The following is a 15315-nucleotide window of genomic DNA, read 5'->3' as shown; positions in this document are numbered from 1 at the left end:
GCAAATTTTAATGATCAGCGCGTCAAACAGCGGCCTTCAGGATGACCAGGCTGACAGGTCATGCGGCAACCATTGCGGACCCAGCTGCTCCGCCGGCAGACCAAAGCTGCTGTCGTAATCCACGTTCACCAGATACAGCCCAAACGGCGGCGCTGTGACACCGCCCTGGCGCCGATCACGGGCGGCGAGCACCTGCCCGGCCCATTCCGGCTCGGCCTTGCCGGTACCGATGGCCATCAGCACGCCAACAATGTTACGCACCATGTGCATCAGGAAAGCGTTGGCCTCGGCCTCCAGCACCAGCAGGGGCCCCTGCTGATACAGCGCCAGGTGATGCAGGGTTTTCACCGGCGACTTCGCCTGACAGTGGATGCCGCGATAGGAGGTAAAATCATGGGTGCCCAGCAGCGCCGGCAACGCGGCGCGCATGCGCGCCACATCGAGCGGCCGATAGTTCCAGGTCAGTTGCCGGTTGTACAGGCCCGGCCGAATGGGATGGTTATAGATGACATAGCGATAGCGTCTGGCACGCGCACCGAAGCGAGCATGAAACGCCTCGCTTACCGGGCGCGCCCAGCGAATGGCAATATCTGCAGGCAGGTTGGTATTGGCGCCAAAGACCCAGCCACGCTCAGTGCGCTCTGCGCCGGTATCAAAATGGATGACCTGCCCCGTCGCATGGACGCCGGCGTCCGTGCGGCCGGCGCAGCTCACCGACACCGGATGATCCGCCACCTTGGCCAGTGCCGTCTCGACGGCCAGCTGCACCGAGGCAATGCCTTTCTGTTGTGTCTGCCAGCCATGATAGCGGCTGCCATCGTACTCAACACCCAGGGCAATACGCGTCATGACATATCCGGTCAGGGATCAACCCACCTGAGTGAGCAGCTCCCGCGCTTCCGATTGCTGCTGGTCATTGCCCTCGGAAACCACTTCATTAAGGATATCCCGCGCGCCTTCCGTATCACCCATATCGATGTAGGCACGGGCCAGATCCAGCTTGGTCGCGTTCTCGTCCGTCTCGCCCAGGAAGTCGAAATCGTCGTCATCGCCGAGACCCGCATCCTCCGGCAGGCTCGCAGCCACCGCAGGCGGGGCCGGGGCTGGCGCCGGAGTCGGAGCGGGCTCTGCCTCGTTCGGCGCCTCGTCCAGTGACAGATCATCCAGAGAAAGGTCATCAAGGCCGGAATCATCCACCGCACTGTCGGTGAGCGCCAGGTCATTCAGATCCGCCTTGCTCGCAGCATCACTTTCGAAACCCGGGCTTTCGAAATCAGAACTCCCGAAATCAGAGCTCTCCTCCAGATCAGCGTCATCCAGCGTCAATTCAAGGTCATCGCTCTGGGGAGCACGGTTGCCAGGCTGCTTGCCGAGGTCCAGATCGTCCAGCGACAGATCAAGATCATCGACGTCCAGTGAGGCCGTGTCACTGTCGACACCCGAGAACTCGTCACTGACATCGTCCAGCTTCAGCTCACCAAAATCCATGTCCGCTTCGTCCAGCGTGCCCGCGTCGCCATCCAGCTCCAGCACCGACTCGGCCCCCAGGCTTGCCGAGACCTCGTCTTCAGACAGATCATCCACTTCATTCAGCGAATAGCGGTTATTAGCGACTGGCGCGCTGGTCGCCGGCCCGGCGGCTTGCTGCGTCTCAGGCTGTGCATCAGGCAACTCGAGATCGAAATCGCCCAGATCGTCCAGATTATTTTCGCCATCATCGAGAGACAATGTCTCAAGGTTCCTGCCGCCGTCACTGCCGTCATCGCCGAAATCCAGCGACAGAGCCTCTTCCTCGTCCGCTTCGTCGGCAACGGTCGGGGCACTCTGGCTAGTCGGCTCGGCGGTCAGATCCATCGCCAGGTCATCGAACGAGAGTTCATCATCATCCTGCGCCGCATCGGCGCCTTGCAGGCGCGAGCGTAGCGCTGTGATGTGCTGATCCAGGTCACGATCAAGGCCACTCAATTTGGTCGCTTCCTGCTCAAAAGCAGGTGCATCGTTGCTTTCTACCAGCACATCCAGCAGGCGTTTTTTCAGATCGATGCGGCGCGGCTCGGCATTGATTGCGCTGCGCAAATGACTCAGCGCCTGCGGGTACTGGCCGTACGCCATGAAAACGTCAACCTGCTCGGCCGGATCCTGGCCCGGCTGCTGCATCGGCGCCTCGTCGCCCATCGGTCCGTCGCGCCCCGATGCATCATCGTCGTCATCACTTAACGGCGGCAGGAAGTCATCGTCGTCACCGAAGGCATCGCCTTCCTCGTACTCTTCATATTCTTCATCATCCATGGCTGCGGCCTGCTGACGACGGCGCATTACCACGGCGAGCACGGCCAGCAATACCAGAAGACCCGCTGCAGCACCAAGCAGCAGCGGGTTACCCAGCAGGGAATCCATCAGTGACGGCTGTGCCGGCGCCGGAAGTATAGGCTCCGGCCGGGGCGGTGCCGTTTCAGGCTCAATCGCTGCAGGACCAGCAGGGGCCGCAGCGACGGCATCGTCGCTGCCATCCTCAGCAGCATCATCATCGCTGGCCACCGTTTCGTCCGCTGCCGCCTCATCCTGATCCCTTCCGGGCCCAGGCACTGGCGCCAGGAGGCTGTCATCCTCAATCTCGATGCCACGCTCCTCACGCAGCCGACGCAGCTCTTCCTGGAGGCGGGTGATCTGGTCATTGCGCAAACTCAGTATCTGCTCGCTGGTGTCCACCTGCCCTTCCAGGTCATTCAGGCGCTCTGCCAGCTCGCGGTTTTCACGACGCAGCTGGTCCAGATTTTCATCGCGAATCGCCAGTTCATTCTGGAGTGCTGCGCTATCGCCTTCGCGGGCCGAGCCTGCACCAGTGCCGGCCCCCGTGCCTGCAGACTCCGGCGCAACCAGACGCACCTGTCCCTGATCCGGCCGGGTCGTGGCGACACTCTCTTCTATCGTGCGCGGCGTGCCATCCAGCTGCTGCCGCCCGGGCACTGCGATACCGCGCGCCTGCAGCATTTCCCGCCACTGGCGGTTCTGCTCTGCCACGGAGGCCAATGCATCGCGGGTCGTGGTGGCACGGACTTCCTGTTCTGTGGGCAGGCGCAATACAGCGCCCTCCCGCACAAGATTGACGTTGTCATTGATAAAGGCATCGGGATTCATTTCCTGAATCACCACCATCATCTGCTGTACTGACACGCTGCTGGAGGGTCGGTTATCCCGGGCAATACGCCACATGGTGTCAGACGAGCGAACGGTATGGGTGCTGCGCGGACCGGTGTCCGTGGCTGCCGGCCGAGTCTGGCGCGGACGATCCGGCGTCGCGACACGAGCAGGCTCGCGGGGTGCATCTGCTGCCGGGCGAGATGGCGCGGCAGGGGCGGTATCTCGACGCGCGGGCGCGCTGGTCGCAGGAGCGGCCGGCGCATCCCGACGATCTGCTGCATAGCTGGGGGGATCAAGCAGCACGGTATAGTCACGGAGCATGCGCCCCGTAGGCCACAGATATTCCACCAGGAAATTGAGGTAGGGTTCACGCACCGGTTGCCGGGTGGTGATACGCACCACGCCGCTACCGTCGTCATTGATCGTGACGTCGAAGCGCAATTCGCTGTGCATGGACTGGCGATCAATACCGGCCATGGCAAAATCGCGGTCAGACGCCAAGCTGACCAGCAGCTGCTCTTCGTTCAGCCCACGTGTATCCCGCAGGGTGATTTCCATGTCCAGAGGCTGATTCAGATAGGAGTTGAGCGAGTAATCTCCCACCCCCAGCGCTGCTGCCATACCCGGCCACAAGAGTGCCAATGCGGTAAAGCCGATCCCAAGTCTTCGCAACATGGTTGAACCCTTTATTTATTATGCCTCCCACCGCAGACCGGCAGTTTCGCCTGCCTGACAGCCCCCGGAAGGGATTCATGACATACTGTGCCCAGCCTCAGGCCAGCTCAGACATTGTGCACTGGCGACCTGTACAAACCTAGAAACTGTGTCACATATTGCCAGTAAGTATCCATCACAGATGGTCTTTTATCAATAATTCGGCAATTTGTACACAGTTGAGCGCCGCCCCTTTACGCAGATTATCGGTGACCAGACACAGATTCAGTCCTTGCTCACGGGACAGATCTGCCCTCACCCGGCTGACCCATACCCCGTCGTGCCCCAGCGCGTCTCCGATCAGTGTTGCCCCTTCAGGGCGCTCAACGACCACCAGCCCCGGGGCAGACTCCAGCAGTGCCACCGCCTGCCCCGCGTCCAGCGGCTGGCCGGTTTCCAGCTGCACCACCAGAGATGTCCCGAAAAATACCGGCAATCTGAGGCATGTCGCGTTGATACGCAGCCCGGGCTCGCCCAGCAAGCGCATGGTTTCCAGCGCCAGTCTGACTTCCGAACGGGACGCGCCGCTCTCGAGCACCGCGCCAGTCTGCGGCAGCGCATTGAACGCAATCTGCTGATTGAACAGCTTCGGTTCAGGGCTCTGCCCGTTGAGCAGTCGGGCGGTCTGCGACGCAAGCTCGTCCACACCCGGTCGTCCGGCCTCGGAAACGGATTCACAGACGGTGACATTGATTTGCCCCAGCCCCACGGCATCCAGGAACGGCTTGAGTGCCATCGCCAACTGGATGCTACCGGGGGACGGGCTGGCAATGATGCCGCGCTCACGGAAATCCGTCAGCATCTCCGCATTCACCTCCGGCACTACCACCGGCACGCTCTGATCCGCCGCAAAAGCGCCGCTGACATCAATGACAATGGCGCCCGCTTCGGCCGCACGCTCGACATGCGCCTGGGCTACCGCCTCCGGCACCGCAAAGAACGCCAGCTGCACCGTGCTGAAATCAAACTCATCCAGCGCCTGGGTGCTGCGATGTCGGCCACGAAACGCCAGCCGCTTGCCGGCGGACTCCGCTGAGGCCAGCAGGGCAACTTCACCCACCGGCAAATCACTGGCGGCGAGCAGCTCCACCAGCATCTCCCCTACCAGGCCGGTGGCACCGGCGATGGCGATATCAAACTGACGACTCATGTTGTATCCCTGTTCTGGTGGGGTGCGGAGTTAGCCTTGGAGCAAGCAGCCATGTTGCATGCCGTTCAAGCAGGATGATGCTCGAGCAGGATACGCAGCATGCGCCGCAGCGGTTCGGCGGCGCCCCACAGCAGCTGATCACCGACGGTAAAGGCGTTGAGGTACTGTGGGCCCATGTTCAGTTTACGCAGGCGACCCACCGGTATCGTGAGTGTGCCGGTCACCGCTGTCGGCGTGAGATCACGCAAGGTGGCCTCTCGCTCGTTGGGCACCACTTTCACCCAGTCATTGGCCTTGCCAATCATGTCGCTCAACTCGTCCAGCGGCACGTCCTTGTTCAGCTTCAGCGTCAACGCCTGGCTATGGCAACGCATGGCGCCGATACGGACGCAGGTGCCATCCACCGGAACCGGGGCAGCAGTGCGACCGAGAATCTTGTTGGTTTCCGCCTGCGCTTTCCACTCTTCCTTGCTCTGCCCGTTATCCAGCTGCTTGTCGATCCAGGGCAGCAGGCTACCGGCCAGCGGGTGGCCGAAATTCTCCACGGGCAGATCGCCACGCATGGTGGCGGCAACTTGCGTGTCGATATCCAGGATGGCACTGCGAGGGTCGGCAAGCAGTGATGCAACATCCGCGTTGATCTTGCCCATCTGGGCGATCAGCTCACGCATGTTCTGCGCGCCTGCTCCGGACGCCGCCTGGTAGGTCTGGGCGCTCGCCCACTCCACCAGACCGGCGTTGAACAGACCGCCGAGGCCCATGAGCATCAGGCTGACAGTACAGTTGCCACCGATAAAATTACGCACGCCGGACTGCACACCTTCGTCGATAACCCGGCGATTGACCGGATCAAGCACGATAATGGCGTCATCTTTCATGCGCAGTGCCGAGGCCGCATCAATCCAGTAGCCCTTCCAGCCGGCTTCACGCAACGCCGGGAATACCTCGTTGGTGTAATCACCGCCCTGACAGGTCACGATCACATCCAGCGCCTTCAGCTCATCAATGCTGTGCGCGTCTTTCAACAGCGGGATGTCTTTACCGACATCCGGGCCGGGCTCGCCGGTCTGGGACGTGGAAAAGAACACTGGCTCTATATCAGCAAAATCGTTCTCGGTGCGCATGCGTTCCATGAGCACTGAGCCCACCATGCCGCGCCACCCTACAAATCCGACTCGTTTCATATCTTGCTCCCGTTGCGTTCAAGGAATTTTTTCGGGCAAAAGCGCTCAGGCAGAGAGCGCTGCAGCCACTGCATCACCCATTTCCGCGGTGCTTACCTTGCGGCAACCCTCAGTATGGATATCGGCAGTACGCAGGCCCTGCTCCAGCACCGTTTCCACCGCCGCCTCGATGGCCTGCGCCACATCACCGCGATCCAGGCTGTAGCGCAGCAGCATCGCCAGCGACAGAATCGTCGCCAGCGGGTTGGCAATACCCTGGCCGGCAATATCCGGTGCAGAACCATGACAAGGCTCATAAAGGCCCTTGCGCGCCTGGTCCAGCGACGCAGACGGCAGCATGCCAATCGACCCGGTCAACATTGCCGCTTGATCAGAGAGAATATCGCCAAACAGGTTACCGGTTACCAACACATCAAATTGCTTGGGCGCGCGTACCAGCTGCATGGCGGCATTGTCCACATACATATGTGACAGCTCGACTTCGGGATACTCTGCGGACAGCTCCGTCATGATCTCCTTCCACAGCTCGGTCACTTCCAGCACGTTGGCTTTATCGACGGAGCACAATCGCTTGCCCCGCGCCATGGCGAGATCAAACGCGACACGGCCGATACGTCGAATTTCGCTTTCGCTGTACACGTCCGTATTGAAGCCGACGCGCTCACCGTTCTCTTCGCGGATACCGCGTGGCTGGCCGAAATATATGCCGCCGGTCAGCTCACGCACAATCAGGATATCCAGGCCGCTGACCACTTCCGGCTTCAGGCTCGAGGCATCCGCCAACTGCGGGAACAGCAGCGCCGGCCGCAGGTTGGCGAACAGGCCCAGCGACGAACGCAGACGCAAAAGCCCCCGTTCCGGCCGCTTGTCTCGCTCGATCGTGTCCCACTTCGGGCCACCAATGGAGCCAAACAGAATGGCATCGGCGGCGCGTGCTTTTTCCAGTGAGACGTCCGGCAGCGGATCACCGTGCACATCATAGGCCGCCCCCCCTACCAGCGCTTCATCAGTGGCAATATCCAGGCCGAAACGCTGCTGGGCCACCTGCAACACCTTCACTGCTTCCGCGACTATTTCGGGCCCGATACCGTCGCCGGGCATGATCAGAATCTGCTTCGTCATATTTGGTTCCATTCTGTGGTTACGTCCTGCTGATTCGTCGCCCCGAGGCTATTCCACAAACACCCAGGGCTCTTTTTTCTGACGCGCGGCTTCATAGGCATGAATAGCATCCGCGTCCTGCAGCGTCAGTCCGATATCATCCAGACCGTTCAACAGGCAATGCTTGCGAAACGGGTCCACCTCGAATGCCGTACGCTCGCCGTTCGGGCGTTGTACATACTGCCCGGCCAGATCGACATTGAGGGTGTAACCCTCTGTCTGCTCGACCTCATCAAACAGGGCATCGATCACCGCTTCCGGCAGTACGATCGGCAGCACGCCATTCTTGAAGCAGTTATTGAAAAAGATATCCGCAAAACTCGGTGCGATGATTGCGCGGAAACCATAGTCAAGCAGCGCCCAGGGCGCATGCTCGCGGCTCGACCCGCAACCGAAGTTACGGCGAGTCAGCAGTATCTGCGCACCCTGATAGCGCGGCTGATTGAGCACAAAATCCGTGTTCAACGGCCGCTGGCTGTTGTCACGACCGGGCTGCCCTTCATCCAGATAACGCCACTCATCAAACAGGTTGGGTCCGAAACCCGTGCGCTTGATGGATTTCAGAAACTGCTTCGGAATAATCTGATCGGTATCCACATTGGCGCGATCAAGCGGCGCCACGAGACCGTCAAGCGTCGTGAACTTGTCCATTATCTCAGGCCTCCTCGGCAAAACGGCGGATATCGACAAAATGGCCGGCAACGGCAGCCGCCGCAGCCATGGCCGGGCTGACCAGATGCGTGCGCCCGCCATTACCCTGACGGCCCTCAAAATTGCGATTCGAGGTCGAGGCACAATGCTCCCCGGGCAACAGCCGGTCCGGGTTCATGGCCAGACACATGGAACAACCGGGTTCGCGCCATTCAAAGCCTGCGGCCAGAAAGATCTTGTCGAGCCCCTCTTCCTCGGCCTGCCGTTTGACCAGACCCGAGCCCGGCACCACCAGCACCTGTTTGACGGAATCCGACTTCTTCCGCCCGCGCGCCACCTCGGCCGCCGCACGCAGATCCTCGATACGGGAATTGGTACAGGACCCGATAAACACCCGGTCCACATGGATATCACTGATCTTCATACCCGGTGTCAGCCCCATGTACTCATAGGCCCGCACCATGCCAGAGCGTTTTACGGCATCGGTTTCACTGTCCGGGTCCGGCAAGGTGGCGCCCACCGGCAACACCATTTCCGGTGATGTGCCCCAGGACACCTGTGGTTGAATCTCCGCAGCATCAATCTCGACCAGCGTATCGAAAACCGCATCATCATCCGAACGCAGGGTGCGCCAGTAGGCAACGGCCTGGTCCCACTGCTCACCCGTGGGGGCAAACGGCCGACCTTCGCAATAGGCAATGGTCTTGTCGTCCACAGCGACCATGCCGGCGCGCGCACCCGCCTCAATGGACATGTTGCAGATCGTCATGCGCCCTTCCATGGACAAGGATTCGATGGCACTGCCCGCGAACTCCAGGGCATGCCCATTGCCGCCGGCGGTGCCGATCACGCCGATAATATGCAGCACGACATCCTTGGCGGTCACGCCGGGGCCCAGATCGCCCTCGACGCGCACCTGCATGTTCTTCATTTTCTTCGCCACGAGGCACTGCGTCGCCAGCACGTGTTCCACCTCGCTGGTGCCGATCCCGTGGGCGAGACAGCCGAGTGCGCCGTTGGTGGAGGTGTGCGAATCACCGCAGACCACGGTCATGCCGGGCAGCACGGCCCCCTGCTCCGGCGCCATGACATGCACGATGCCCTGACGCACATCGCCGATACCGAACTCACGGATACCAAAGCTGCGGGTATTGTCTTCCAGCGTCTGCACCTGAATCCGCGATGTATCGTCGACGATCTCCGATGCATTGCTGAACGGCGTGGTGGGCACGTTGTGGTCAAGGGTCGCGAAGTTGGCGCCGACACGCCAGGGCTGACGACCGGCCAGCCGCAGGCCCTCGAAGGCCTGAGGCGATGTCACCTCATGGATGATCTGACGATCGATATAGATCAGCGCCGACCCGTCATCACGCTCGGTGACAAGGTGCGCATCCCAGAGTTTGTCGTAAAGTGTCTTGCCTGCCATCTCTGACTCCCCGGCCCGCCATACGGGCATATCGTTACTGGAGTCAGCTTAGGGCCTTGCCATCCATAAATCCAATTCATATTATTTATCTTAGCGATTCCCAAATGGAATGAATAAAATGGACACCCACAGCCTGCAAGCCTTTCTGGCGGTCACGGACCAGGGCAGCTTTTCCGCTGCCGCCGAAGCCCTGTTTGTCACGCAGCCCGCCATCAGCAAGCGCATTGCCCTGCTGGAGCAGCAACTCGGCACGCGCTTGTTTGATCGCATCGGCAGGCAGGTACATCTCACTGAGGCCGGGCAGGCATTGTTGCCCCGGGCCCGCAATATCCTGCGGGACATGGAAGATACCAGCCGCGCCATCAGCAATCTGGCAGGACATGTCGGCGGCACGCTACGCATCGGCACCAGCCATCACATCGGGCTGCACCGGCTGCCGCCTGTACTGCGGGAATTCTCCCGCCGCTACCCGGAGGTGCAACTGGATATCCACTTCATTGACTCCGAAGAAGCCTGGGAGGGTGTGCTGCAAGGCGATCTGGAGCTGGGCGTCGTTACCCTGCCCCCGGCACCGGATCCCCGGGTGACCAGTGAGGTGATCTGGCAGGATCCATTGGTATTCATGGCCGCGCCGGAGCATCCGCTGGCGCAGGAGCGGCAAGTTACCCTGGCCATGTTGACCGGCTACAGCGCCATCTTGCCGTCACCGGTCACATTTACCCGTCGCATTGTCGAAAAGCTGTTCGACGACCATGCGCTGACCCTGAACATCTCCATGTCGACCAACTATCTGGAAACCATCTATATGATGGTCTCCATCGGCCTGGGCTGGAGTGTCTTGCCAGCAACCATGCTTGACGGCCAGGTGCGCACCTTGCCTGTCACAACCCAGCTACCGGTCCGCCAACTCGGCTATGTCATGCACCCGGCACGCAGCCTGTCCAATGCGGGACGGCACTTTCTGGAGATATTGAGACAAGAGATGCAGACACATCAGGCGTGACCGATGGTATCCGGCGACATTGCCAGCTTGCGGCCCCAGACACGTTCATAAAAAGGCGGCGTCTCGGCAAAAAACTCTTCCGCCAGCCCGGCCCGGTCCACCTGCACACGACACAAATCCAGCAATTGAGAATCAGTCACATACTGGCTGGCGGCCAGCCCGGTTTCCCGCAGCACATCCTCAGCATCCCCATCCACCTCCAGCGCGAGTACCAGATGATGCTTTGCCGCGGGTTCGTTCACGACCTGGGCCAACCAGGCGCGTCCGACTTCCGGGTGACGGCTCAAGGTGCGCGCAAGCGCCTCCGCCAGCGATTGCGGATAATGCTCCGGCATACTCAGGACACAGTTGCGGATATCCATGGCGTCCTGCTCCAGCAACATCTCGATATCGCTGGGCCACAGGATCTTGCTCACTGGAAGGCAGGGATTGAGTATCAGGGTATTGCCGGAGGTCATGGCAAACAGATCCCGTGCACGAAGCGCCAGATACGCACTGTCCTTGTCGATCGCAGCCCGCAGTGCCGACAACGAGGTAAAGCACGGTAGAAATCGCGTGCCGTCGTCGAGGCACCAGTGCTGCACGAGCACTCCCGTCCCAGGCATGAGGTCCCGTCGTCCCCCACGCCGCCAGCGTATTTCCTGTCGCAACGGCGTCAGGTCCGGTTGCGGCAACAGGTTGCCGCCCAGGATATATACCGTCGCGTCCAGCAAGGTGGCGTAGAAGGTGCAGAGATAAACCGGCTGCGTCACAGCCATGGCCATTAACTGCTCAAGATATCGCGCGTTGTTGCTCATGTTGTTGCTCATGATGATGTCCCCTGACCTGGTCATCCCCGGACCAGATTCTGTGATGCCACAGGCGCGGACAGATGTGCAACAATCGGAAAAATGTATTTAGGCGAACCATTGTTCACCATCCCGAAAAAACCGCATACTTGTGATCTGAATAGACTGTTTTTTCGCCTCTATTCAACGTTGCTTTGCACTTTCTTCATCACCGGATCTTTACGTCATGGCACCATGGCCCCGTTCTATACTGGATTAACGCAACATTATTCCGGACACTGGTCTGGACATTACTCTGGAGAGTCACGATGAAATCCCGCGCTGCAGTCGCCTGGCAAGCAGGTCAGCCATTGGCCATTGAAGACGTCGATGTGGAGGGCCCCAAGGCGGGTGAGGTGCTGGTGCGCATCGTCGCAACCGGGGTCTGTCATACCGATGCCTACACACTTTCGGGCGCAGACCCGGAGGGAATCTTCCCGTCCATTCTCGGCCATGAAGGCGCCGGCATAGTGGAAGAAGTCGGGCCAGGCGTTAGCAGCCTGCAAGTCGGCGACCATGTTATTCCGTTGTACACGGCTGAATGCCGGCAGTGCAAATTCTGCCTCTCCGGCAAGACCAACCTCTGCCAGGCCGTGCGTGCAACGCAAGGCCAGGGGCTCATGCCGGACAGGACCAGTCGTTTTTCAAAAAATGGAAAGCAGCTTTTCCATTATATGGGTACCTCGACTTTCTCTGAGTTTACGGTTGTACCGGAAATTTCGCTGGCAAAGATCAATAAAGCAGCGCCGCTGGACAAGGTTTGTCTGCTGGGGTGCGGCGTCACCACCGGCATCGGCGCCGTGCTCAATACGGCAAAAGTCGAGCCTGGTGCCACCGTGGCCGTGTTTGGTCTCGGCGGTATTGGCCTGTCCGTCATTCAGGGGGCGGTCATGGCAAAGGCCGGCCGCATCATCGCGGTGGACATCAATACCGACAAATTCACCATGGCGCGTCAGCTGGGTGCCACCGACTGCGTGAACCCCAAAGAGCACAGCGGGCCAATACAGGACGTCATCGTGGACATGACCGACGGTGGCGTTGACTACTCCTTTGAGTGCATCGGCAATACCACCGTCATGCGACAAGCGCTGGAGTGCTGCCACAAGGGCTGGGGGGAGTCGGTCATCATTGGTGTGGCGGGCGCCGGCGAGGAAATCGCCACCCGCCCTTTCCAGCTGGTCACCGGGCGGGTCTGGCGCGGCAGCGCTTTCGGCGGCGTGAAGGGCCGCACCCAGCTACCCGATTACGTGGAGCGCTATATGAGTGGCGAGATTCGCATTGATGAATTTGTCACGCATACCATGGGGCTTGAGAAAATCAATGAGGCCTTTGACCTGATGCACGAAGGCAAAAGCATTCGTTCGGTGATCATCTACTGAGAGCATTTATGAGTCTGTCCACTGAAACCGTTGCCCGCGTACGATGCCATGGGGGCTGGCTGCACCGCATACGCCACCACTCCAGCGTGTTGCGCTGCGACATGACCTTTGCGATATTCCTGCCGCCCGCTGCAGAACAAGGCCCTGTCCCGGCACTCTGGTGGTTATCGGGATTGACCTGCACTGACGAAAACTTCACCGGTAAAGCGGGGGCGTTCCGGCTTGCAGCCCGGCTGGGCATGGCAATAGTCTGCCCGGATACCAGCCCGCGCGGCACCGACCTCCCCGGCGAGCATGACAGCTATGATTTCGGTTCTGGCGCCGGCTTTTATGTGAATGCGACGCAGGCGCCCTGGGATCAGCACTACCAAATGTACGATTACGTGACCGGGGAACTGCCTGCTCTCGTGCGAGCGCTGTTTCCGCTGAGTGATGCCGAAGCGATCAGCGGCCATTCCATGGGGGGGCACGGCGCCCTGGTCTGCGCGCTTCGGCAGCCCGGACGCTATGCCTCGGTGTCCGCTTTCGCGCCGATCACTCACCCAACGCATTGTCCCTGGGGCCGCAAGGCATTCAGCGCGTATCTCGGCGACGACGAAAAATGCTGGGATACCTATGATGCGTGTGCGCTGATCGCAGAAGGGAAATCAAGACAGCCGCTGTTCATTGATCAGGGTATGGCAGACAACTTTCTGACCGAGCAGCTGATGCCAGACGCGCTGGAAGCAGTATGTCAACAGCATGATCACCCGCTCAACCTGCGCCGCCATGAACACTATGATCACAGCTATTACTTCATCACGAGTTTTATCGATGATCATCTGCGCTATCACGCCGCTCATCTCGGACTCGGCCCGGGCTGACGCCCGGGCCGATTTCTGCAAGTGTCCTGCAGGGAGATTTATCAGAAGAGCGCATCAGAACACGTAGTTGGCCTGCACACCGATATTATGCAGCCCGCCATCGTAGTTACCTTCCATGCGATGCTGGCTGCCCGCCGGATTTTCCCGGTTATTGATGCGTGATGAGGTGAAATGGGTGTAGTTGTAACCCACGTCTATCCCCAGATTATCCCGCCATTGCCAACCGGCACCCAATGCGAAAATCATGCGATCACTATCCGGCCCGCGTGCCGTACGCCGCTCCGGGTTCGGCACCGGGCTTTCGTCATAGCTGAAGCCCGCGCGCAATGCCCAGTTATCAATGCCGGTAAATATCGCACCCACCCCGTACCGGAAAGTATCTTCCCACTCAAAAGGAACAACCAGATCACGACGGCGCACATCATCACCGGACCCGGTAATGTCGCTACCACCACGGTCAGAGGTATCTACGTAGGTAAAACGCAACTCATCCACCCGGCTCCAGTTGGTCCATGTCACACCGCCGGTAATCGCCAGCGTATCGAACAACTGATGATAGCCGCTGAGGGTCGCCACCTCCGGCATGGTGGTGATCAACTGGATTTTTCCACCCTGGGCGCCCAACGGCCCCACGGCACGTTCCGCACCTTCCGTCGCAGAAGCAGGTTGCAAACCTCCGATGGTGCTGGGAATGAAGCCAATGCCCCATATCTGGGTCGCCGCGATCGCGTTTTCCAGGTCCTGCTGGAAATCCGGATCCAGTGTTTGCGGGCGCTTGGCATCCCCATCGGCAACCTGCCGCACTGCGCTGGCGTAGTTGAAGCCCACGCGACTGCGGTCCGTCGGTTCCCAAAGCAGGCCGAAGTTGAAACCATAACCCCAGCTGTCCACGGTCATGATGTTATCGACATCAAACTGATGGGCCATTCTGTCGACAAGATCCTGTGGATCTTCACGAAGACTGGCAAGATTGTTCTGTTCAAGCTCCTGGATCACCTGATCGGCCACCAGATAACCGATGTCGATGGCATTGCGGAATTCACCCTCGAAACGCTGGATGACCACGCCCAAACCCACCGACACCGTATTGGTAGCCTGCCAGGCAAATACCGGATTGAAGTTGATCGCGGTAATATCGGTGTCCGTCGCATGATAGCGCCCGGCCCAGTCCTCATCGTAGCTGGTGGTAGAGCCGAAAGGCGCGTAGATGCCGAAACCCACGGCAGAATTCTCCGACAGGCGCTGGCTGTAATACACATGGGGCGCTACCGACAGCGCCGAGATGCTACCGCTTTCGCGGCCGGGCACTGTCCCGCCGGTGCCGTCGATCAATTCCCGCTCCACGGTGACGTCGTAATCAAAACCGGAGCGAATCAATGTCACACCGCCACTGACCTGGCGTCCCTGAAGACGCATCAGCCCGGCCGGGTTGTTGGCGACTGCCGAAGCGTCCTCCAGCAGCGCGGCGGAGCCGGCGTACCCGATACCCATTTCCTTGATGCCTCGCTGAGGCAGCTCAAAGCCCGCCGCGAAAACACTCGTACTCGTTATGGTGAACACGACCCCGGCCACACAAGGCACCATCCGGATGCCCGAAGAATAACGACTCATACTGCTCTCCCGCCCTGTAAAAAAGGCTATTGTTCTTGGATTGCCACCGTTGTCCGGTGATCTTCAATTGGCAGCAGTTACACACCCTCTCGTTGAGTGTATACCTGTTCACTGCGCACTTCGGCATATTGCCAGCTTATCGCCCCGGTTGCGTCACCCGAAATAACCAAACGACAGTACCAGCTTCACATTTTACATCGTTTTT

12 protein-coding genes are annotated in these 15315 nt (G+C 59.9%); 3 read left to right on the top strand and 9 right to left on the bottom strand.

Going from position 1 to position 15315, the window contains the following annotated elements; all coding sequences use genetic code 11:
• Nucleotides 1-36: 36 nt before the first annotated feature.
• From truA to leuC, 7 genes are all read right to left on the bottom strand, one after another.
• Nucleotides 37-849: a tRNA pseudouridine(38-40) synthase TruA gene (gene truA, locus K8B33_RS01055; RefSeq protein ID WP_223422322.1), complete on the bottom strand. Its 813-nt coding sequence runs from the start codon at nucleotides 847-849 to the stop codon at nucleotides 37-39.
• Nucleotides 850-867: 18 nt separating this feature from the next.
• Nucleotides 868-3816 carry a FimV/HubP family polar landmark protein gene (locus tag K8B33_RS01050; RefSeq protein WP_223422320.1) on the bottom strand — a complete coding sequence of 983 codons (2949 nt, stop codon included), beginning with the start codon at nucleotides 3814-3816 and terminating at the stop codon, nucleotides 868-870.
• A 175-nt stretch (nucleotides 3817-3991) separates the two neighbouring features.
• Nucleotides 3992-5005 (bottom strand): aspartate-semialdehyde dehydrogenase, encoded by a 1014-nt coding sequence (locus tag K8B33_RS01045; RefSeq protein WP_223422317.1) that lies wholly within the window; start codon nucleotides 5003-5005, stop codon nucleotides 3992-3994.
• Nucleotides 5006-5070: 65 nt separating this feature from the next.
• Nucleotides 5071-6189, bottom strand: coding sequence for an aspartate-semialdehyde dehydrogenase (asd, locus tag K8B33_RS01040; protein WP_223422315.1), 1119 nt, complete (start codon nucleotides 6187-6189; stop codon nucleotides 5071-5073).
• A 45-nt stretch (nucleotides 6190-6234) separates the two neighbouring features.
• The gene (leuB, locus tag K8B33_RS01035; protein WP_223422313.1) at nucleotides 6235-7311 is read right to left on the bottom strand and encodes a 3-isopropylmalate dehydrogenase; all 1077 of its coding nucleotides are present in this window, start codon (nucleotides 7309-7311) and stop codon (nucleotides 6235-6237) included.
• Between the two features lie 48 nt (nucleotides 7312-7359).
• The gene (gene leuD, locus K8B33_RS01030; protein ID WP_223422311.1) at nucleotides 7360-8001 is read right to left on the bottom strand and encodes a 3-isopropylmalate dehydratase small subunit; all 642 of its coding nucleotides are present in this window, start codon (nucleotides 7999-8001) and stop codon (nucleotides 7360-7362) included.
• Nucleotides 8002-8005: 4 nt separating this feature from the next.
• Nucleotides 8006-9427 carry a 3-isopropylmalate dehydratase large subunit gene (gene leuC / locus K8B33_RS01025; RefSeq protein WP_223422309.1) on the bottom strand — a complete coding sequence of 474 codons (1422 nt, stop codon included), beginning with the start codon at nucleotides 9425-9427 and terminating at the stop codon, nucleotides 8006-8008.
• A gap of 118 nt (nucleotides 9428-9545) precedes the next feature.
• On the opposite strand from leuC, the gene K8B33_RS01020 reads away from it, so the two are divergent.
• Nucleotides 9546-10430, top strand: coding sequence for a LysR family transcriptional regulator (locus K8B33_RS01020; protein ID WP_223422307.1), 885 nt, complete (start codon nucleotides 9546-9548; stop codon nucleotides 10428-10430).
• Here K8B33_RS01020 and K8B33_RS01015 read toward each other — a convergent pair.
• The gene (locus K8B33_RS01015; protein WP_223422305.1) at nucleotides 10421-11239 is read right to left on the bottom strand and encodes an enhanced serine sensitivity protein SseB C-terminal domain-containing protein; all 819 of its coding nucleotides are present in this window, start codon (nucleotides 11237-11239) and stop codon (nucleotides 10421-10423) included. The genes K8B33_RS01020 and K8B33_RS01015 overlap by 10 nt on opposite strands.
• Nucleotides 11240-11526: 287 nt before the next feature.
• On the opposite strand from K8B33_RS01015, the gene K8B33_RS01010 reads away from it, so the two are divergent.
• Both K8B33_RS01010 and fghA read left to right on the top strand, forming a co-directional pair.
• The gene (locus K8B33_RS01010; protein WP_223422303.1) at nucleotides 11527-12636 is read left to right on the top strand and encodes an S-(hydroxymethyl)glutathione dehydrogenase/class III alcohol dehydrogenase; all 1110 of its coding nucleotides are present in this window, start codon (nucleotides 11527-11529) and stop codon (nucleotides 12634-12636) included.
• Nucleotides 12637-12644: 8 nt separating this feature from the next.
• On the top strand, nucleotides 12645-13499 hold the full coding sequence (fghA, locus tag K8B33_RS01005; protein ID WP_223422301.1) for an S-formylglutathione hydrolase: 855 nt from the start codon (nucleotides 12645-12647) through the stop codon (nucleotides 13497-13499).
• A gap of 54 nt (nucleotides 13500-13553) precedes the next feature.
• Here fghA and K8B33_RS01000 read toward each other — a convergent pair whose 3' ends face one another.
• On the bottom strand, nucleotides 13554-15110 hold the full coding sequence (locus K8B33_RS01000; RefSeq protein ID WP_223422299.1) for an OmpP1/FadL family transporter: 1557 nt from the start codon (nucleotides 15108-15110) through the stop codon (nucleotides 13554-13556).
• Nucleotides 15111-15315 lie beyond the last annotated feature (205 nt).

This window comes from Alcanivorax limicola (genome assembly GCF_019931215.1).
Classification (GTDB): domain Bacteria; phylum Pseudomonadota; class Gammaproteobacteria; order Pseudomonadales; family Alcanivoracaceae; genus Isoalcanivorax; species Isoalcanivorax limicola.
The sequence above is the reverse complement of the archived record's forward strand: the minus strand, read 5'-3'. Positions and strand labels throughout refer to the sequence as shown.

Coding starts and splice junctions, on each gene's coding strand:
- truA (WP_223422322.1), bottom strand. CDS start 849: ATGACGCGTATTGCCCTGGGTGTTGAGTACGATGGCAGCCGCTATCAT.
- K8B33_RS01050 (WP_223422320.1), bottom strand. CDS start 3,816: ATGTTGCGAAGACTTGGGATCGGCTTTACCGCATTGGCACTCTTGTGG.
- K8B33_RS01045 (WP_223422317.1), bottom strand. CDS start 5,005: ATGAGTCGTCAGTTTGATATCGCCATCGCCGGTGCCACCGGCCTGGTA.
- asd (WP_223422315.1), bottom strand. CDS start 6,189: ATGAAACGAGTCGGATTTGTAGGGTGGCGCGGCATGGTGGGCTCAGTG.
- leuB (WP_223422313.1), bottom strand. CDS start 7,311: ATGACGAAGCAGATTCTGATCATGCCCGGCGACGGTATCGGGCCCGAA.
- leuD (WP_223422311.1), bottom strand. CDS start 8,001: ATGGACAAGTTCACGACGCTTGACGGTCTCGTGGCGCCGCTTGATCGC.
- leuC (WP_223422309.1), bottom strand. CDS start 9,427: ATGGCAGGCAAGACACTTTACGACAAACTCTGGGATGCGCACCTTGTC.
- K8B33_RS01020 (WP_223422307.1), top strand. CDS start 9,546: ATGGACACCCACAGCCTGCAAGCCTTTCTGGCGGTCACGGACCAGGGC.
- K8B33_RS01015 (WP_223422305.1), bottom strand. CDS start 11,239: ATGAGCAACAACATGAGCAACAACGCGCGATATCTTGAGCAGTTAATG.
- K8B33_RS01010 (WP_223422303.1), top strand. CDS start 11,527: ATGAAATCCCGCGCTGCAGTCGCCTGGCAAGCAGGTCAGCCATTGGCC.
- fghA (WP_223422301.1), top strand. CDS start 12,645: ATGAGTCTGTCCACTGAAACCGTTGCCCGCGTACGATGCCATGGGGGC.
- K8B33_RS01000 (WP_223422299.1), bottom strand. CDS start 15,110: ATGAGTCGTTATTCTTCGGGCATCCGGATGGTGCCTTGTGTGGCCGGG.